General features: G+C 66.3%; 16 protein-coding genes. 13 read left to right on the top strand and 3 right to left on the bottom strand.

The window, feature by feature from the left end; translation table 11 throughout:
* Nucleotides 1-1,202 (bottom strand): isocitrate lyase (gene aceA, locus AC1DXV_RS18825; RefSeq protein WP_477934941.1); only part of this gene is annotated, 1,202 nt, incomplete at its 3' end.
* A gap of 341 nt (nucleotides 1,203-1,543) precedes the next feature.
* Between aceA and AC1DXV_RS18820 the strand changes: the two genes are divergently transcribed.
* Genes AC1DXV_RS18820 through speB form a run of 3 tightly spaced genes read left to right on the top strand, consistent with a single transcriptional unit; the run spans nucleotide 1,544 to nucleotide 5,393 of the window.
* Entirely contained in the window at nucleotides 1,544-3,967 is a 2,424-nt protein-coding gene (locus AC1DXV_RS18820; RefSeq protein WP_477934939.1) for a bifunctional metallophosphatase/5'-nucleotidase, read from the top strand.
* Entirely contained in the window at nucleotides 3,967-4,422 is a 456-nt protein-coding gene (locus AC1DXV_RS18815; protein ID WP_477865859.1) for a hypothetical protein, read from the top strand. Before AC1DXV_RS18820 ends, AC1DXV_RS18815 begins: the two co-directional genes overlap by 1 nt.
* Nucleotides 4,423-4,463: 41 nt before the next feature.
* Nucleotides 4,464-5,393, top strand: coding sequence for an agmatinase (gene speB, locus AC1DXV_RS18810; protein ID WP_477865858.1), 930 nt, complete (start codon nucleotides 4,464-4,466; stop codon nucleotides 5,391-5,393).
* A 24-nt stretch (nucleotides 5,394-5,417) separates the two neighbouring features.
* On the opposite strand, the gene AC1DXV_RS18805 is transcribed toward speB, so the two are convergent.
* A complete protein-coding gene (locus AC1DXV_RS18805) occupies nucleotides 5,418-6,074 on the bottom strand; it encodes a hypothetical protein (RefSeq protein ID WP_477865857.1) in 657 nt (218 codons plus the stop codon).
* A gap of 423 nt (nucleotides 6,075-6,497) precedes the next feature.
* Entirely contained in the window at nucleotides 6,498-6,977 is a 480-nt protein-coding gene (locus tag AC1DXV_RS18800; protein WP_477934937.1) for an Lrp/AsnC family transcriptional regulator, read from the bottom strand.
* 136 nt (nucleotides 6,978-7,113) lie between these two features.
* Between AC1DXV_RS18800 and aptA the strand changes: the two genes are divergently transcribed.
* From aptA to AC1DXV_RS18750, 10 genes are all read left to right on the top strand, one after another.
* Nucleotides 7,114-8,418, top strand: a complete 1,305-nt coding sequence (gene aptA / locus AC1DXV_RS18795) for an omega-aminotransferase AptA (RefSeq protein WP_477934935.1) — start codon at nucleotides 7,114-7,116, stop codon at nucleotides 8,416-8,418.
* Between the two features lie 135 nt (nucleotides 8,419-8,553).
* Complete coding sequence (locus AC1DXV_RS18790; protein WP_477871851.1) at nucleotides 8,554-9,882, top strand: NAD(P)/FAD-dependent oxidoreductase; 1,329 nt, start codon at nucleotides 8,554-8,556, stop codon at nucleotides 9,880-9,882.
* A 136-nt stretch (nucleotides 9,883-10,018) separates the two neighbouring features.
* Nucleotides 10,019-10,807 (top strand): gamma-glutamyl-gamma-aminobutyrate hydrolase family protein, encoded by a 789-nt coding sequence (locus AC1DXV_RS18785; RefSeq protein ID WP_477934933.1) that lies wholly within the window; start codon nucleotides 10,019-10,021, stop codon nucleotides 10,805-10,807.
* 79 nt (nucleotides 10,808-10,886) lie between these two features.
* Entirely contained in the window at nucleotides 10,887-12,254 is a 1,368-nt protein-coding gene (locus AC1DXV_RS18780) for a glutamine synthetase family protein (RefSeq protein ID WP_047593370.1), read from the top strand.
* A gap of 20 nt (nucleotides 12,255-12,274) precedes the next feature.
* Complete coding sequence (locus AC1DXV_RS18775; protein WP_477934930.1) at nucleotides 12,275-13,657, top strand: aspartate aminotransferase family protein; 1,383 nt, start codon at nucleotides 12,275-12,277, stop codon at nucleotides 13,655-13,657.
* Nucleotides 13,658-13,690: 33 nt separating this feature from the next.
* Nucleotides 13,691-14,803, top strand: coding sequence for a polyamine ABC transporter substrate-binding protein (locus AC1DXV_RS18770; RefSeq protein WP_477934943.1), 1,113 nt, complete (start codon nucleotides 13,691-13,693; stop codon nucleotides 14,801-14,803).
* An 11-nt stretch (nucleotides 14,804-14,814) separates the two neighbouring features.
* Nucleotides 14,815-15,924 (top strand): ABC transporter ATP-binding protein, encoded by a 1,110-nt coding sequence (locus AC1DXV_RS18765; protein ID WP_477934928.1) that lies wholly within the window; start codon nucleotides 14,815-14,817, stop codon nucleotides 15,922-15,924.
* Nucleotides 15,921-16,838 carry an ABC transporter permease gene (locus tag AC1DXV_RS18760; RefSeq protein ID WP_477868259.1) on the top strand — a complete coding sequence of 306 codons (918 nt, stop codon included), beginning with the start codon at nucleotides 15,921-15,923 and terminating at the stop codon, nucleotides 16,836-16,838. The genes AC1DXV_RS18765 and AC1DXV_RS18760 overlap by 4 nt, the downstream gene beginning before the upstream one ends.
* Nucleotides 16,835-17,683, top strand: coding sequence for an ABC transporter permease (locus tag AC1DXV_RS18755; RefSeq protein ID WP_477868257.1), 849 nt, complete (start codon nucleotides 16,835-16,837; stop codon nucleotides 17,681-17,683). Before AC1DXV_RS18760 ends, AC1DXV_RS18755 begins: the two co-directional genes overlap by 4 nt.
* A 39-nt stretch (nucleotides 17,684-17,722) precedes the next feature.
* A complete protein-coding gene (locus tag AC1DXV_RS18750) occupies nucleotides 17,723-19,135 on the top strand; it encodes a DUF3138 family protein (RefSeq protein WP_477868255.1) in 1,413 nt (470 codons plus the stop codon).
* The last annotated feature ends 168 nt before the right edge of the window (nucleotides 19,136-19,303 follow it).

Here is a 19,303-nt window from a genome sequence, read left to right as displayed (position 1 = left end):
ACCTCGCGCTGGTGCTTCACCGCGGTGAAGCCCTTCTCGGCCGCGGCGAACTCGGCCTCCTGCAGCTCGACGAAGGCGCTCATGTTGTTGCGCGCATAGCCGTAGGCCAGGTTGAACATCGAGTAGTTCAGGCTGTGGAAACCGGCCAGCGTGATGAACTGGAACTTGTAGCCCATCGCGCCGAGCTCGCGCTGGAACTTCGCGATCGTCGCGTCGTCCAGGTTCTTCTTCCAGTTGAAGCTCGGCGAACAGTTGTAGGCCAGCAGCTTGCCCGGGAACTTCTTGTGGATCGCATCGGCGAACGCCTTCGCGAACGCCAGGTCGGGCTTGCCGGTCTCGCACCAGATCATGTCGGCGTACTCGGCATAGGCCAGGCCGCGGCTGATGGATTGCTCGAGCCCGTTGCAGGTGCGGTAGAAGCCTTCGATGGTGCGCTCGCCGGTGGTGAACGGCTTGTCGTTGTCGTCGACGTCGCTGGTCACCAGGTCGGCCGCCTCGGCATCGGTGCGGGCCAGCAGCACGGTGGGCGTGCCCATCACGTCGGCCGCGAGGCGCGCCGCCACCAGCTTGGCCACCGCTTCGCGCGTCGGCACCAGCACCTTGCCGCCCATGTGGCCGCACTTCTTGACGGAGGCGAGCTGGTCCTCGAAGTGCACGCCGGCGGCGCCCGCCTCGATCATCGACTTCATCAGCTCGAAGGCATTCAGCACGCCGCCGAAGCCGGCTTCGGCATCGGCCACGATCGGCGCGAAGTAGTCGCGGTAGTCGGCGTCGCCCGGGCCCTTGCCCTCGGACCACTGGATCTGGTCGGCACGCTGGAAGGTGTTGTTGATGCGGCGCACCACCATCGGCACCGAGTTCGCCGGGTACAGCGACTGGTCGGGGTACATCTCGCCGGCCAGGTTGGCGTCGCCCGCCACCTGCCAGCCGCTCAGGTAGACCGCCTTCAGCCCGGCCTTCACCTGCTGCATCGCCTGGTTGCCGGTCAGCGCGCCGAGCGAGTTGACGAAGGGCTCGGTGTTGACCAGGTTCCACAGCTTCTCGGCACCGCGCTTGGCGAGCGTGTGCTCGATCTGCAGCGAGCCGCGCAGCCGCACGACATCGGCGGCGCTGTAGCCACGCTTGATGCCCTTCCAGCGCGGGTTCTCGGCCCAGTCTTTTTCGAGGGCTGCGATCTGTTGCTCACGGGTCGGTTGGCTCATGTCGGTCTCCGGAAGTGACGGTGTGGAAAAACGAGGACTTGATGGCTTCAAGAATAGGAGCCGGCCGTCTCTTTCGGAAGACTTGTGTCTTATATAAGACTAAAAATAATATTCAATGAAATCAATGACTTGATCTGATGATTTCTGGATGCGAAATCAACTTCTTCCATCTGGAAGAATGAGCGTGCCACGGTGGCATTGAATTACCACAATGCGAAATGATGTTTTCTTGATGCGGAAAGCTGAAACGCGAGGCGCGCATCTTGCGAGGTGCGCTTCTTCTGTCACCTGCGCGCCATGCTGCGCAGCCATGATCGCGAACTTTCAAGGAGGGCCTGCCCGTGTCRTACCGTCGTTTTTCAAGCCGCCTGCGGCTGTGTCTGCTGGCCTCGGTGTGTGCAGGCCTGAGTGCCTGTGGTGGCGATGATGGGTCGCCTTCCGGCGAGCCGGCCGCCTCGCTGACCCTCTCCGGCACCGCGGCCACCGGCAGCGCGCTGGCGAATGCCCAGATCGCCGTGCGCTGCGCCGACGGCAGCCAAGGCAGTGCCACCACCCGCGCCGATGGCGGCTATTCCGCCGCCTTCAACGGCAAGCTGCCCTGCGTGCTGGAGGCCGATGCCGGCGCGCTCGGCAAGCTGCACTCGCTGGCCACGGGCAGCGGCAGCACCGCCACCGCCAACATCACGCCGCTGACGGAAGYCGTGGTGGGCAAGTTCTCGGCCGACACCGTGGCCTGGTTCGCGGGCTTCGATACGGCCGCGGGCGCGAAGCTCGGTGCCGCCGATGTCGCTGCCGCCCAGGCCGCGGTCAAGGGCGAGCTGGCGGCCAACGGGGTCGCCATTCCCGCCTCGGTGAGCGACTTCCTGGCCGGCGCGCTGGTCGCCGCCTCGGGTGGCACGCCCGGCAACGAGCACGACCAGCTCCTCGACGCACTCGCCGCCAAGACCTTCAGCATCAAGCTGGTGGCGATGAACGACTTCCATGGCGCCATCACCGCGCCGGCCGCCACCAATGGCGGCACGGTGACCCTGCCCGACCCGGCCAATGCCGCGGGCACCAAGGTCAACGTGGGCGGTGCGGCCTACGTGGCCACCGCCATCAAGGCGCTGCGCGCCAAGGGCCCCAACAGCGTGGTGGTGGGCGCAGGCGACATGACGGGCGCCTCGCCCTTCGTCTCGTCGGCGACGCACGACGAAGCCTCGGTGGACGTGCTCAACCGCATCGGGCTCGAGATCACCTCGGTCGGCAACCACGAGTTCGACTACGGCCGGGCCGAGTTGCTGCGCAAGCAGAATGGCGGTTGCTTCCCGGTCTCCGGCGCCCAGGGCACCGTGGGGGCCGACACCTGCTTCATGGACGCCGCCACCGGCACCTGGTCCGCCAGCGGCGGCAGCTTCAGCGGCGCGAAGTACAAGTACCTGGCCGCCAACGTGGTCGACCAAGCGAGCAGCGTGCCGCTGCTGCCGGCCACGGCCATCAAGCGCTTCGGCCCGGTGGCAGTGGGCTTCATCGGCCTGACGCTCAAGGGCACCACCGAACTGGTCGCCGGCACCGGCATCAGCGGCCTGAGCTTCCTGGAAGAGTCGGCCACCATCAACAGCCAGGCGAAATCGCTGAAGGCCGCCGGCGTGCAGGCCGTGGTGGTGCTGATCCACCAGGGCGGCGTGTCGACCGCGACGACGGTCAACGACACCAGCTGCCCGGTCAGCTTCGGCGACCTGGGCGGCATCCTCGACAAGCTCAGCAGCGACATCGACGTGGTCGTCAGCGGCCACAGCCACCAGGAATACGTCTGCAACTACACCGGCAAGGCCAGTGGCAAGCGCTACGTGGTCACGCAGACCGGCTTCTACGGCGGCGCGGTCACCGACATCAACCTGGGCATCAAGCTCAAGACCGGCGTGACCTCGATCGATGCCGCCACGGTGCCCATCATCCAGGCCGACAACAATGCCGGCGTGACGGTGCCCGCGGCCTTCGCCACCTTCGCCAAGGATGCGGACATCGCGGCGCTGGTGGACAAATACGTCGCCGTCTCCAACACGCTGGCGCAGAAGCAGGTCGGCACGATCGGCGGCAACCTGATGCGGGCGCTGTTCACCGGCACCACCAACCGCGACGAGTCCGCCGAGGGGGTGATGGGTTCGGTGATGGCCGATGCCTACCTGTACGGCACGCCCAACGGCGCCGACTTCGCGGTGGTCAACCCGGGCGGCGTGCGCGCCGACCTGACCTGCGCTGCCGGCGCGAGCACGCCCTGCCCGGTGACCTACGCCCAGGTGAACACGGTCGCACCGTTCGCCAACACGGTGGTCAAGGTCACCGTCACCGGCGCGCAGGTGATCCGCCTGCTCGAGCAGCAGTGGGAGGCGCCGAACTGCACTGCCAAGTTCAACCCCGCGACGCTGCAGTACGGGCGCCTGCTGCAGGTCTCCGGCGGCCTGACCTACAGCTACGACAACAGCGTGAACGCCTGGACCACCGGCGCCAACCCGACCGACTGCGCGGCCGCGGGCACCGGTCACCGGGTGGTGGTGTCGTCGGTCAAGGTCAACGGCGTGGCGCTGGACCTCACCAGGACCTACACGGTCAGCACCAACAACTTCCTCGGCCTGGGCAGTGGCGGGGACAACTTCAACGTCCTCGCGAAGCAGGGAACCAACGTGGTGGATTCCAAGGTGATCGACCTCGACGCGATGATTGCCTACTTCCGCGAGAAGTCGCCGGTCGCCCCCACGACGCCGCGCATCACGCGCCTCAACTGATGCGGCGTCGTTCGACCCTTGCCCGGGCAACGGCCGGGACCGTCGCCGGCCTGCTGTGCGGCCTGCAGGCGCTGCCGGCCTGGGCGCTCGACGCGGCGCAACGGCGCGCCCTGAACGAGGCCGTGCAGCAGACCTCCCAGGCCTGCCTGCACGAGATGCACCACGACACCGACGAGTTCTCGGCGTGCGTCGATGCGCGCCTGCTGAGCACCGCGGGCAAACCGGTGGAGCAGCTCGGCACCGCCTACCTGGGGCTGGTGGGTTGCGTGTCGGCCGCGCGCATCGCCACCTTGCATTCGGACGTCTGCGCGCAGGCCTACCTGGCCCGCGTGGACCCGCTGCGCAAGCGCTTCAAGCTGAGCGACCAGGACCTGTGCCCGACGGTGGCGGGCGACTGCCGCAGCCGGCTGGCGCAGATCGAGGCCCTGCGCCGGGGCAGCAAGCCGCGGAAATAAAACCGCAGGGAAGACCCCAGCGAAGACCGCAAAATCGCAGGATGAGCAGCTTCGCCTTCCTGTCGAACAACGCCTTCCTGAAGGCGCCCGTGGCGTCGGCCGACACGCCCTTCGCGGTGGCCGGCATCGCCTGGGACGGCGCGGTGACGAACCGCCCCGGCGCGCGCTTCGGCCCGCGCGCGATCCGCGAGGCGAGCCACATGCTGTGCGACGGCATCCACCCGTTCTTCGACACCACGCCCGAAGGCCGCCTCGGCGATGCCGGCGACCTGCTGCTGCCGAACACCAGCCTCGAGCGCATGCGCGCGGCGATGGGCCCGCAGGTGGCGCCGCTGATCCGCGCGCACCACATGGCCTGGCTGGGCGGCGACCACTCGATCACGCTGCCCTTGCTGCGCAGCTATGTCGAGTGGCTGGGCAAGCCGCTGGCGGTGATCCATTTCGATGCGCACTGCGACACCTGGGCCGATCACTTCGGCGAGCCGAGCGGCCACGGCACGTGGGTCTACGAAGCGATCAACGAAGGCCTGGTGATCAAGGAGTGCTTCACGCAACTGGGCATCCGCTCGGCCGGCCAGCGCGAGGCCCGCGAGTACGTGCGCGACCAGGGCGGGCAGATCTTCACCGCCCGCGAACTGCGCGGCCTCGACGGCGCGGTGCAGATGCAGCCGGTGCTGTCGGCGATCCGCAACCGGCTGTCGCGTCACGGCAATCCGCCCGTCTACCTGAGCCTGGACATCGACTGCCTCGACCCGGCCTTCGCGCCCGGCACCGGCACGCCCGAGCCCGGCGGCATGACGACCACGCAGGTGCTGACGGTGCTGGAAGAACTGGCCGACCTGCCCTTCGTCGGGATGGATTGCGTGGAGGTGTCGCCGCCGTACGACCACGCGGAAATCACCAGCTATGCGGCGGCGAGCTTCGTGTGGACCTACCTGTGCGGACGGTTGGCGAAGCCTGTGCACCGCTGACCGGCGACTTTGCACCTGACCGATTCAGTAGGTCGGATGGCTTTCTTTGAAAAACTCGGCAGCCCAGTTTTCCGTGGGATTCCCGGCAACCACCGAACACATGTCTTCCGCTTTCAATGAGATTTCACCAAGTTTCTGGAATGTAGCCTTGACATAAATTTCGCCGCTTTTGAATCCAATTTTACCAAGGATCGCAACATCCTTGTATTCCTGGAGATATAATATGTCCACCACCCTGCCCCTGCTTCCATTCTTGGCGGCAGCCTCAATTGCATGCTGTTGATCCAGTTGAAGGCAATTACTGGAGAATACAACGATCAACCTGGCGCATGTATCTGGAATGTGGCTGTTGATGATATTTTTCACTGCACTGGTCGCAGCAAGGTATGAAGGACTCAACTCAGTGCCGTCAGGATTTGAACCATGGCCAGCACCAGATTTTTGAAGCTTCACACCAATTGCAATGGTGGGATTATTGCCCGCCGATTTGATGATATCCTTCATGGCGGTCATGTAGTTTTCATGCATGTCCTTGCATTCACTACCCTCGGTGACATCTTTAAGCCTTGTATTGAAATTATTAGAAGTGACGAAGACTGTTCCCGGCCCAGCCCATTTGCTCTCGCCGGACTGCGGCCCCTGAGGTTTCGGCGGTGAAATTTCTTGAGTTTCGACCGGCAAAATTTCCTGGATTTTTGGGACAAGGTTCTCGAACCAGGGATTCCTCTGCTCCCCGGAGGACGATTGAAAAGATCCCGAGCATCAGTCGACTTCTTGTTGCCAGGAAGACCAGGGCGCTGGGGAGGCTGCGCCGAAGTGGTCGAATTATTAAAGACAGTCCCATTCAAATTCGCATCCGCCGATTTTCTATTATCTTTCAAAGACTGCCCCAAAGCGTTGACGTCTACGGGAGCAGAGCCTGCATTACTAACACCGCGGCTGCCGGGAAGACCCTTGCGGGAAGGATTGGTTGGGTAAGGGTTCATGAATGCGACTCCTTTGAGAAAACGACGCATCACCGACTCCGAGATGGCCTCGAACCGGCCATGCAGCACTCAGCCTAGGTAACAGGCGGGGTTTGGAAGTTCCACTCCCCGGTTGGCATCAAACCGCCAGCGCCGTCGTCTTCTTCACCGTCCGCAACACCAGCATCGAGTTCGAGCGCACCACCCCCGGCAGCCGCTCCAGCACCTCGGTGTGGAAGCGCTCCAGGTCGCCCGCATCGCAATAGGTGAAGCGCAGCAGGTAGTCGTTGGTGCCGGCGACGTAGAAGCAGTCGAGGATCTCCGGCACGTCGCGCACCGCCTGCTCGAACTCGGCCATCGCGGCCTGCGTCAGCTTCTCGAGGTTGACGATCGTGAAGCTCGTCCCCGGCTGGCCGACCGCCTTCGAATCGATCAGCGCCACGTACTGCGCGATCACCCCGCCGTCTTCCAGCGCCTTGACCCGCCGCAGGCAGRCCGACGGCGACAGGTGGACCCGCTCGGCCAGTTCGACATTGGCCAGCTTGCCCTCGACCTGCAACACCCGCAGGATGTGCCGATCAATCGCATCGAGTTGCACCTTCGGCTTGCTGCTTGCCATATCCTGCGAATCCTTGATTGGTTCTTCGCATGATATTGCGGCACACCCTGAAATCGAGTTGCTTTGCGCAAGCAAATTTCGCGGCAGCCCGGCTAGACTGCGTGACGGAAATCACATGCCCTCTGGATCCCCTGTCATGGACAACACCCTCGACGCCCACTGGATGCCCTTCACCGCCAACCGGCAGTTCAAGCAGGCGCCGCGCCTGCTGTCCCGGGCCGAAGGCATGCACTACTGGACGCCCGAGGGCCGCCAGGTGCTCGACGGCGCAGCCGGCCTCTGGTGCGTGAACGCCGGCCACGCACGCCCGAAGATCGTCCAGGCGATCCAGGCGCAGGCCGCCGAGATGGATTTCGCGCCACCCTTCCAGATGGGCCACCCGAAGGCCTTCGAGCTCGCGCAGCGGCTCGTGCAGCTGGCGCCGAAGGGCCTCAGCAAGGTGTTCTTCACCAACTCCGGTTCCGAATCGGTCGAGACCGCGCTGAAAATGGCGATCGGCTACCACCGCGCCCGCGGCGAAGGCCAGCGCACCCGGCTGATCGGCCGCGAGCGCGGCTACCACGGTGTCAACTTCGGCGGCATCTCGGTCGGCGGGCTGGTCGCCAACCGCAAGATGTTCGGCAGCCTGCTGCCGGGCGTCGACCACATCCGCCACACGCACGATCCGCGCAACGCGTTCACGCAAGGCCAGCCGCTGCACGGTGCCGAGTTGGCCGACGACCTGGAGCGCCTGGTCGCGCTGCACGACGCCTCGACGATCGCCGCGGTGATCGTCGAGCCGGTCGCCGGCTCCACCGGCGTGCTGGTGCCGCCGCAGGGCTACCTCGAACGCCTGCGCGCCATCTGCGACAAGCACGGCATCCTGCTGATCTTCGACGAGGTCATCACCGGTTTCGGCCGCCTCGGCGCGCCGTTCGCGGCGACGAAGTTCGGCGTCACGCCCGACCTGATGACGGTCGCCAAGGGCCTGACCAACGGCGCGGTGCCGATGGGCGCGGTGTTCGCGAAGCAGCATGTGCACGATGCCTTCATGAATGGCCCCGAGCAGGCGATCGAGTTCTTCYACGGCTACACCTACTCGGCGCACCCGCTCGCCTGCGCCGCGGCACTCGGCACGCTCGACACCTACGCCGACGAAGGCCTGCTGACGCGCGGCGAGACGATGGCCCCCACCTTCGAGCGTGCAGTGCATTCGCTGAAAGACCTGCCGAACGTGATCGACGTGCGCAACCTCGGCCTGGTCGGCGGCATCGAGCTCGCGCCGATCGACGGCCAGCCCGGCAAGCGCGCGTTCTCGGTCTTCCTCGACTGCTGGGACAAGGGCCTGCTGATCCGCACCACCGGCGACACGATCGCGCTGTCGCCGCCGCTGATCATCGAGAACAAGCACATCGACCAGCTGATCGGCACCTTGTCCGACGCGATCAAGCGCGCGAAATGACCACCCCCACGCTAGTCGCTTCGCTCCGGCGCTGCCCCCCGAGGGGGCGCAGTCGGGCTTGGGGCGGCCCGGCGCCCGACTGGTCTCGCCCAACCTCCACCGCAGTATCAGAGGGCATTGCCTAGCGCCTACCGTATGAGCTTCCTGAGCGCCGACAGCGATCTCACCCGCCACTCGTACTACGCCGCGACCGTGCAGCGGACGGCGGGCTTTCCCATGCTGTCGTCGTCGCTCGACTGCGATGTCGCCGTCGTCGGCGGTGGGCTCGCGGGGCTCTCGGCAGCGATCGAGCTGGCTGATCGCGGCTACCGCGTCGCGCTGCTCGAAGCCCGTGAGGTCGGCTGGGGCGCCTCGGGCCGCAATGGCGGCCAGGCCATCGCCGGCCTCGCCTGCGAGCAGACGGTGATCGAGGACCAGCTCGGCCTCGACGCCTCGCGCCAGGTGTGGGCGATGACGCTCGAGGCGCTCGATCTCATCCACGAGCGCTGCAAGCGCTTCTCGATCGACTGCGACTGGCAGGCGGGCTACCTGAGCCTGGCCGTCAACGCGCGCAAGGCGCGCGAGCTGCACGACTGGCACGTGCTGATGCGCGAGCGCTACGACCACGACACCACCTGGATCACGCCGGCCAAGCTGCCGCAGTGGATCGCGAGCCCGCGGTTCCACAGCGGCGCGCACGATGCGCGCTCGGGCCACCTGCATCCGCTGAAGTACAGCCTGGGCCTCGCTCGTGCCGCGGCGAGCGTCGGCGTGCAGCTGTTCGAGCAGTCGCCGGTCACGTCGATCGCGCCCGGCCCCACGGTGCGACTGGCCACGCCGCAAGGCGAAGTGCGCGCGAAGCACGTGCTGCTGGCCGGCAACGTCTACCTGCAAGGCCTCGCGCCGCAACTCGAACGCCGCATCATGCCGGTCGGCACCTACATCGTGGCCTCGAAGCCTGTCGATCCGGAGCTCGCCCGCTCGCTGATCCCGTCGCGCGCGGCGGTGTGCGACACCAACTTCGTGCTCGACTACTTCCGCCCGACACCCGACCACCGCATGCTGTACGGCGGGCGCGTCAGCTACAGCACCAGCACGCCGGTCAACCTCGCGGCCAGCATGCAGCGCCGCATGGCCCGCAGCTTCCCGCAGCTGAAGGACACCGCGGTCGAGTTCTCATGGGGCGGCTTCGTCGACATCAGCATGAACCGCGCGCCCGATTTCGGGCGGCTGCCCACCGAGGGTGCAGGCGCGGCATCGAAACCGCACCACGACAACATCTACTACCTGCAGGGTTTCTCGGGCCACGGGCTCGCGTTGACGGGCCTGGCCGGCCGGCTCGTCGCCGAGGCGATCGACGGCCACGCGAGCCGCTTCGACACCTTCGCGAAGCTGCGCCACCGCCCGTTCCCCGGCGGCCCGCTGCTGCGCACGCCGGCCCTCGTGATGGGCATGGCCTACTACCGCCTGAGGGACATGCTGTGAGGTGGCTGCCGATCGACGTTGCCATGGTTGACTTTGCAATGCGCGCGGGCACACTCATTGCTCACTCCTCTGACACCTCTTCGTTGACAGCAAGCCCAGTGTGCTGTCGCTCAACAAGCGACGCGCAGCAAGCCCAATGAAAACACTGAACAAGCCGGTCGTCCTGATTCCCGCATGCAACCGACTGGTCGGGCAGCACCCCTTCCACATCRCCGGCAAGAAATACATCGACGCGGTGCGCCTGGCAGGCTGCCTGCCGCTGGTCGTGCCCTCTTCCACCGCGGCCGAGATCGACGAGTTGCTCGACGTCGCCGACGGCGTGCTGCTGACCGGCTCGCCGTCGAACGTGCACCCCAGCCACTTCGGCGAAGAAGTGCACGACGCCACGCTGCCGCTCGACCCCGACCGCGACGACTGGACGCTGCCGATGATCCCGCGGGCGCTCGCGCGCGGCATCCCGCTGTTCGCGATCTGCCGCGGCTTCCAGGAGGCCAACGTCGCGCTCGGCGGCTCGCTCTACCAGGCCGTGCAAGAGGTGCCCGGCCAGCGCGACCACCGCGGCGCGCCGCACCTGAAGGACGCGCCGCCCGAGGTCGTCTACGACTTCGCGCACGAGGTCACCGTGGTGCCCGGCGGCACGCTGGCCAGCATCATCGAGAAGCCGAGCTTCCAGGTGAACTCGGTGCACGGCCAGGGCGTCAACAAGCTCGCGCCGGGCCTGCGCGTCGAGGCGCGCGCGCCCGACGGCCTGGTCGAGGCCTTCTCGATGGCCGAGGCCAAGTCCTTCAACCTCTGCGTGCAATGGCATCCCGAATGGCAGGCCGCGCAGAACCCGATCTCGCTGCGCCTGTTCAAGGCCTTCGGCGCCGCCTGCCAGTCGTTCCGCGACCGCCACCGGGAGCCGCACCGCGACCCCGACCGTTAGGTGCGTTCCACCCTGCCCTGACGCTCGACCCAACCGCGGTCATCCTGACCTGCGGCCAACGAATCAAACAGGTGATCCCATGGTGGACAAGAACAACTTCAACTTCAGCGACCTCGAACAGTGGCTCAACGACCGCCGCGTGACCGAGATCGAGTGCCTGGTGCCCGACCTCACCGGCGTGGCCCGCGGCAAGATCCTGCCGCGCGAGAAATTCACCGAGGACCGCGGCATGCGGCTGCCCGAGGCCATCGTCGCGATCGGCGTCACCGGTGAATTCCCCGAGGAAGGCCCGTACTACGACGTGATCCACGCGACCGACCGCGACATGCACCTGCGGCCGGATCCGAGCACGGTGCGCATCGTGCCGTGGGCGGTCGACCCGACCGCGCAGGTCATCCACGACTGCTTCGACCGCGACGGCAAGATGATTCCGTACGCGCCACGCTCGGTGCTGCGCAACATCTGCGACCTGTACGCCGCCGAGGGCTGGGACCCGGTGGTCGCGCCCGAGCTGGAGTTCTACCTGATCGAGCGCAGCACCGACCCGAACCAGCCGCTGCGCCCGCCGAAGGGCCGCAGCGGCCGCGCCGAGACCTCGCGCCAGGCGTACTCGATCGATGCGGTGAACGAGTTCGACCCGCTGTTCGAGGACATCTACGCCTACTGCGAGCAGATGGAGTTGAACGTCGACACGCTGATCCACGAGGTCGGTGCCGGCCAGATGGAGATCAACTTCTTCCACGACCACCCGCTCGGGCTGGCCGACGAGGTGTTCTTCTTCAAGCGCACGATCCGCGAGGCCGCGCTGCGCCACGAGATGTACGCGACGTTCATGGCCAAGCCGATGGCCAACGAGCCGGGCAGCGCGATGCACGTGCACCAGAGCGTCGTCAGCAAGCTGACCGGCAAGAACATCTTCAGCAACGAGGACGGCTCGCCGTCGAAGGAGTTCTTCTGGTACATCGGCGGGCTGCAGAAGTACACGCCGGCGGCGATGGCGCTGTTCGCGCCCTACGTCAACTCGTACCGCCGGCTCGCACGCTCGACTGCGGCGCCGATCAACATCCAATGGGGCACCGACAACCGCACGGTGGGCATCCGCTCGCCGGTGGCGACGCCGGCGGCGCGGCGCGTCGAGAACCGCGTGATCGGGGCCGACGCGAACCCCTACGTGGCGCTCGCCGCCACGCTCGCCTGCGGCTACCTCGGCATCAAGAACAGGATCGAGCCGGCCGCCGAGTGCAAGGGCGACGCCTACCTGTCGGAGTACCAGCTGCCGCGCTCGCTGAGCGAGGCGCTGGGCTGGCTCGCGGACGAGAAGGACCTGCACGACGTGCTGGGCAAGCCGTTCATCACCGTCTACTCCGAGGTCAAGGAGATCGAGCACGACGAGTTCATGAAGGTGATCTCGCCGTGGGAGCGCGAGCACCTTCTCCTCCACGTCTGACCGAACCCGGAGACCTTGCGATGACTGAAACCACCCGCAGTACCGCGCAGTGGCAGGCCGCCGATGCGGCGCACTACCTGCACCCCTTCACCGACTTCAAGTCGCTCGCGGCCAAGGGCTCGCGCGTGATCACGAAGGCCGACAACATCTACCTGTGGGACAGCGAGGGCAACAAGATCCTCGACGCGATGTCCGGCCTGTGGTGCGTCAACGTCGGCTACGGCCGCCAGGAGCTGATCGACGCGGCGACCGCGCAGCTGAAGCAGCTGCCGTTCTACAACTCGTTCTTCCAGACCGCGACGCCGCCGGCGATCGAGCTGGCCGAGCTGCTGGCGCAGGTGACGCCGCCGCAGTTCCAGCATGTGTTCTTCAGCGGCTCCGGCTCCGAGGGCAACGACACCGTGGTGCGCATGGTGCGGCGCTACTGGGACGTGCTCGGCCAGCCCGAACGCACGGTGATCATCAGCCGCAACAACGCGTACCACGGCTCGACGATGGCCGGCGCCTCGCTCGGCGGCATGAGCGGCATGCATGCGCAGGGCGGGCTGCCGATTCCCGGCATCGTGCACATCGAGCAGCCGTTCTGGTTCGAGAACGGTCAGGGGATGAACCGCGAGACCTTCGGCGTGCGCGCGGCCGATTGGCTGGAGGCGAAGATCCTCGAGGTCGGCGCCGACAAGGTGGCGGCCTTCATCGGCGAGCCGGTGCAAGGCGCCGGCGGCGTGATCGTGCCGCCGTCGAGCTACTGGCCGGCGATCCAGCGCATCTGCGACAAGCACGGCATCCTGGTGGTCTCCGACGAGGTCATCACCGGGTTCGGGCGCACCGGCCGCTGGTTCGGCTGCGAGACGATGGGCTTCAAGCCCGACCTGATGACCTTCGCGAAGGGCGTGAGCTCGGGCTACATCCCGCTCGGCGGCGTGATGGTCGGCGAGCGCATCGCGAAGGTGCTGATCGAGCAAGGCGGCGAGTTCAACCACGGCTACACCTACTCCGGGCACCCGGTGGCCTGCGCGGTGGCGCTGGCCAACATCCGGCTGATCCAGCGCGAGGGGCTGGTCGAGCGCGTGCGCACCGAGCTCGGGCCGCATCTCGCGGCGCGCTTCGCCGAGCTCGGCGAGCACCCGCTGGTGGGCGAGGCGCAGACCTGCGGAATGAYGGGTGCGCTGCAGCTGGTGAAGGACAAGTCGGCCAACCGCGTGTTCGACAGCGCGCTCGAAGTCGGCATGGTGTGCCGCGGCCACTGCTTCGGCAACGGGCTGATCATGCGCGCGGTCGGCGACCGGATGATCGTCGCACCGCCGCTGGTGATGACGATCGCGCAGGTCGACGAGATGGTCGCGCTGATCCGCAAGTGCCTCGACCTCACCCTCGCCGACGTCAAACAGCGCGGCTGGCTCTGATTCCATACCCCGGTTTTTCTCAACATGAAGGACATGACCATGAAGCAGGTGTTCGGTGCATTGGGATGTGCTGTGGCTGCAATGCTGTGGGGCACGGCCGCCTTGGCGCAGGAGGAAGACAAGGTCATCAACATCTACAACTGGTCCGACTACATCGCCGAGGACACGCTGGCCAACTTCGAGAAGGAGACCGGCATCAAGGTGCGCTACGACAACTTCGACAACAACGAGATCGTCCACGCGAAGCTGGTGGCCGGCAAGAGCGGCTACGACGTGGTCGTGCCGTCGTCGTACTGGGCCAAGCTGCAGGCCGACGGCGGGCTGCTGCGCAAGCTCGACAAGAGCAAGCTGCCGAACCTGAAGAACATGGACCCGCAGATCCAGGCGACGCTCGCGAAGCTGGACCCGGGCAACGACTACATGGCCGACTGGCTGTGGGGCTACACCACGGTGGGCATCAATGTCGACAAGGTGAAGGCGGCGCTGGGCAGCCTGCCGATGCCCGACAACGCCTGGGACCTGGTGTTCAAGCCGGAGTACATCAGCAAGCTCAAGTCGTGCGGCGTGTCCTTCCTCGACTCGCCGACCGACGTGGTGCCGGCCGCGATGCACTACCTCGGCAAGGCGGCGTTCTCGCGCAATGCCGGCGATTACCAGGGCGTGCCTGACCTGCTGAAGAAGGTCCGCTCGTCGGTGACGCTGTTCAGCTCGTCGGGCTACATCAACGACATGGCCAACGGCTCGATCTGCGTGGCGCTCGGCTGGTCGGGCGACATCAACATTGCCCGCCAGCGCGCGATCGACAGCAAGACCGGCCAGAAGATCGAGGCGCTGATCCCGAAGACCGGCGGCGTGCTGTTCTTCGACACGATGGTGATCCCGGCCGATGCGCCGCACCCGGACAACGCGCACAAGTTCATCAACTACATCATGCGGCCCGAGGTGCATGCCTCGCTGACGAACAAGGTGTTCTACGCGAACCCGAACAAGGAATCGCGCAAGTTCATCAAGCCCGAGGTGGCGAGCAACCCGACGGTGTTCCCGGGCGATGCCGACAYGCAGAAGATGGCGTTGCCCGATGCGGTGACGAACGACATCCGGCGCACGATGACGCGCATCTACACCTCCTTCAAGACCGGCGTCTGATCGGAGCGGCGATGACCAGCACACCGCAAGCCGGTTTCCTGCGCATCGAAGACGTGGTGAAGGATTTCGGCGGCGGTGCCGTCGCGGTCAACCACGTCAGCGTCGACATCGCGAAGGGCGAGATCTTTGCCTTGCTCGGTTCGTCGGGCTGCGGCAAGACGACGCTGCTGCGCATGCTGGCGGGTTTCGAGACGCCGACCTCGGGCCGTATCGTGCTCGACGGCAAGGATCTCGCCGGCCTGCCGCCGTATGCGCGGCCGTTGAACATGATGTTCCAGTCGTATGCGCTGTTCCCGCACCTGACGGTGTGGGACAACATCGCGTTCGGGTTGCGGCGCGACCGGCTGCCGAAGGCCGAGATCGCCGAGCGGGTCGACGCGATGCTGAAGCTGGTGCAGCTGACCAAGTACGGCAAGCGCAAGCCGCACCAGTTGTCGGGCGGCCAGCAGCAGCGGGTGGCGCTGGCGCGCAGCCTGGCGAAGAAGCCGCAGCTGCTGCTGCTCGATGAGCMGCTGGGCGCTCTCGACAAGAAGCTGCGCGAGGAAACGCAGATCGAGCTGGTGAACATCATCGAGGAGGTCGGCGTGACCTGCGTGATGGTGACGCACGACCAGGAAGAGGCGATGACGATGGCTTCGCGCATCGCGGTGATGAGCGAAGGCGGTTTCCTGCAGGTGGGGCCGCCGGCCGACATCTACGAGACACCGGCGACGCGCTTCGTGGCCGACTTCATCGGCAACGTGAACCTGATGGACGGCGCGGTCACCGAGGACCAGCCCGACCACGTGGTGATCACCTGCCCCGACTGCACGCACTACGTGGGCCACGGCATCACCGGCACCGAGGGCATGGAGGTGACGGTGGCGTTGCGGCCCGAGAAGATCCAACTGTCGCGGCAGGCGCCTGACGGTGAGCATGGGCCGCACAACCGGGCCCGCGGCAAGGTGAAAAACCTCGCGTACTTCGGCAGCTTCACGGTGTTCCACATCCAGCTTCCCAGCGGGGCGATGCTGAAGGTCAGCCAGAACAACTCGGAGCGGCACCGCGACGACGTGATCACCTGGGACGACGAGGTCTGGGCGCATTGGTCTCCGTCTGCTCACGTGGTGCTGACGCAATGAGAGCGCCAAGCTGGTGGAGAGGAAGAAGCGCCGTCATCGGCATCCCGTACCTGTGGCTGCTGGCGTTCTTCCTCGCTCCGTTCCTGATCGTGCTGAAGTACAGCGTGTCCGAAATGGGCGCCGTGACGCCGAACGACATCACGAGCGTCGCCGACGGCGCACTGAAGATCACGCTGAAGTTCGGCAACTACGTGTTCATGACCGGCGACGCGCTGTACTTCAAGGCCTATGTGTCGAGCCTGAAGTTCGCGGCCATCACCACGCTGCTGTGCCTCGCGATCGGCTACCCGTTCGCCTACTTCATGGCCCGGGCGAAGCAGTCGCTCCAGCCCGCCCTGCTGATGCTCGTGATGCTGCCGTTCTGGACCTCGTTCCTGCTGCGCGTCTATGCCTGGAAAGGCCTGCTCGAGGAAAACGGCTGGGTGCACCGCATCGTCGTGGGCCTGCACCTCGACACCCTGCTCGTGCAGGCGCAGATGATCGACGTGCCCGGCAAGCTGATGAACACGCCCTTCTCGCTCGTGATCGGCATGACCTACACCTACCTGCCGTTCATGATCCTGCCGCTGTACGCCAACCTCGCGAAGATGGACCTGCGCCTGCTCGAGGCCGCCGCCGACCTCGGCGCGACACCGTGGCAGGCCTTCTGGCGCATCACCGTGCCGCTGTCCAAGGCCGGCATCATCGCCGGCTCGATGCTGGTGTTCATCCCCTGCGTCGGCGAGTTCGTCACCCCCGAGCTGCTCGGCGGCCCGCAGACCTTGATGATCGGCCGCGTGCTGTGGGACGAGTTCTTCAGCAACAACGACTGGACCATGGCCTCCACGGTCGCCGTCGTGCTGGTGCTGCTGATCGTGTTCCCGCTCGCCCTCTTCAACAAGTACCAGGTCGAAAGCCAGGAGCGCAGGCGATGAGCGGCACCGTGCACCCCAAGGCCGCCTGGTTCGGCCGCGCCTGGCTCATCGGCGGCTTCGCGTTCCTGTACCTGCCGATCGTCACGCTCGTCATCTACTCGTTCAACGCGTCGCCGCTGCCCACCGTGTGGGGCGGCTTCACCTTCGAGTGGTACGGCAAGCTCGCCAACGACCGCGAAATGCTGTCCGGCCTCTGGCTGTCGCTGAAGATCGCCTTCCTCAGCGCCTGCGGCTCGGTCCTGCTGGGCACGCTCGCCGCCTTCTCGCTCGTCAAGTACCGGCGCTTCACCGGCCGCACCCTCTTCAACGGCCTGGTCAACGCACCGCTGGTGATGCCCGAGGTGATCTGCGGGCTGTCGCTGCTGCTGATGCTGGTGTCGGTGCAGAAGGCCGTCGGCTTTCCCGAGCGCGGGCTGATGACGATCTGGCTCGGCCACCTGCTGCTCGGCATGTCGTACGCCACCGTCGTCGTGCAGGCCCGCCTGCAGGACCTGAACCCCTCGCTCGAAGAGGCCGCGATGGACCTCGGCGCCCGGCCCTGGCAGGTGTTCACGCTGGTCACGCTGCCGATGATCGGCCAGGCGCTCGCCTCGGCCTGGCTCCTCACCTTCAGCCTGTCGCTCGACGACGTGGTGGTGTCGGCCTTCCTGTCGGGCCCCGGCGCCACCACGATGCCGCTGGTGATCTTCTCGCGCGCCCGGCTCGGCCTGAACCCGAGCGTCAACGCGGTGGCCACCGTGATCATCGTGATCGTCGCCATCTGCGTCGCGGCGGCCAGCCTCTGGATCGCGCGCGCCGAGCGGCGCCGCATCCAGGAAATGAACGCGGCGCAGCGTGGCGCCTGACACCAGAACACCCCGAATCCAACCCCGAGGAGAAAACCGATGAAGTTCGCGAAGCTCTCGACCCTGGCGCTGGCCGTCGCCGCCGCCTGTGCGGCCCCCGCCCAGGCCCAGTCGAACAAGGAGTTGATGGACGAGCTGAAGGCGATGAAGCAGCGCATCGCCGACCTCGAGAAGAAGCTGGCCGAGAAGTCGGCGGCTGAAGCGAAGCCCACGGAGAAGCAATGGGGCATGACCCCCGAGCAGGTGCAGGAGTTCAACCGCATCGCCATCAAGACCGAGGCGCTCGAAGACGGGATGGAAGCGCAGGGGCTGAAGGGCCTGAAGATCAGCGGCTACTTCGACCCGAGCTACATCTACAACAAGAACCAGCACCGTGCCGGCTTCCAGTTCCTGAACCGCGTCTCGGACGACGGCTACAACTACGACAACTCCTACTTCGGCGTCGCGAGCCTCGATTTCCAGAAGGAGATGGACGGCGGCACCAAGTGGCGCCTGACGCTGATGCCCAACCGCGGTGCCGGCTCGATCGCCGACCCGGACGGCAACAGCATCGTGCACGAGGCCTCGGTGTCGATCCCGCTCGGCGACCTGCAGACGCGCTTCCTCGCCGGCCAGATCCCCGACTGGTCGGGCTACGAGTACGTGCAGCCGACGCAGACCAAGCTGGTCACGCGCGGCCTGCTGCTCGACTTCACCGAACCCACCGCCTACACCGGCGCCGGCATGGAGTTCATCCGCGGCAAGTGGGACACCAAGCTGCTGGTCGCCAACTACAACAAGACCAGGCAGGGCGCGAACCAGAAGTCGCCGGTGTTCGCGTACCGCGTCGACTACGCGAAGGGCGAGTTCAACGGTTTCGGCTTCGCCGGCGTGCACGGCAAGGTCGCCAACTTCTCCGAGAGCGCGATCGACCCGGCCACGCTCGAGGTGATCCCGCAGGACGACTCCCGGCTCGACCTGTTCGAGATCGACGGCTACTTCATCCGCGGCGACTGGACGGTGCAGGGCCAGGTCGGCTTCGGCCGGCAGCGCAATGCGTCGATCGTGCCGGCGGCCGATGGCAGCCTGCGCGACGCGCAGTGGTGGGGGCTGTCGGCACTCGCGGCCTACAAGTTCGAGCCGCGCTTCGAGGGCGTGGTGCGGGCCGACTACATCAACAACAAGAAGAACGGTGGCGGGCTGCTGCAGTACTCGGTGGCCGACGACCGCAACGGCATCGGCCCCGATCCGGCGCTGGGCTGCGCACCGGGCGCGCTGGTCGAGGGCTGCGACGACGGCGCGAACCGCTATGCGCTGGCGGTCGGCTTCAACTACCTGCTGACCCGCAACACGGCCCTGAAGGCCGAATACCGGCTCGACCGCGCGACACTGCCGGTGTTCCTGGACACCGGCGACGGCAGCTACAAGAAGAGCAACCACCTGCTGGGCGCGTCGGTCGTGGTGTCGTTCTGATCAAGGACCTGACGAAGGAGACAGCATGAGCTCGATCGACTGGGCAGCACGCGCGGCCGCGTTGCAATTCGACGGCCGCGCGGTGATCAACGGCCAGCGCGTCGCGGCGCGCGACGGCGAGACCTTCGGCTGCGTGTCGCCGCTCGACGGCCGCACGCTGGCGCAGGT

Source organism: Rhizobacter sp. P3_C12, assembly GCF_056402735.1.
This window is presented reverse-complemented; position numbering and strand designations above follow the sequence as displayed.

What these genes read in the sequence shown, in the direction of transcription:
- AC1DXV_RS18815 (WP_477865859.1), top strand. Translation starts at nt 3,967, where the DNA reads ATGCGGCGTCGTTCGACCCTTGCCCGGGCAACGGCCGGGACCGTCGCC.
- speB (WP_477865858.1), top strand. Translation starts at nt 4,464, where the DNA reads ATGAGCAGCTTCGCCTTCCTGTCGAACAACGCCTTCCTGAAGGCGCCC.
- AC1DXV_RS18790 (WP_477871851.1), top strand. Translation starts at nt 8,554, where the DNA reads ATGAGCTTCCTGAGCGCCGACAGCGATCTCACCCGCCACTCGTACTAC.
- AC1DXV_RS18780 (WP_047593370.1), top strand. Translation starts at nt 10,887, where the DNA reads ATGGTGGACAAGAACAACTTCAACTTCAGCGACCTCGAACAGTGGCTC.
- AC1DXV_RS18760 (WP_477868259.1), top strand. Translation starts at nt 15,921, where the DNA reads ATGAGAGCGCCAAGCTGGTGGAGAGGAAGAAGCGCCGTCATCGGCATC.
- AC1DXV_RS18755 (WP_477868257.1), top strand. Translation starts at nt 16,835, where the DNA reads ATGAGCGGCACCGTGCACCCCAAGGCCGCCTGGTTCGGCCGCGCCTGG.
- AC1DXV_RS18750 (WP_477868255.1), top strand. Translation starts at nt 17,723, where the DNA reads ATGAAGTTCGCGAAGCTCTCGACCCTGGCGCTGGCCGTCGCCGCCGCC.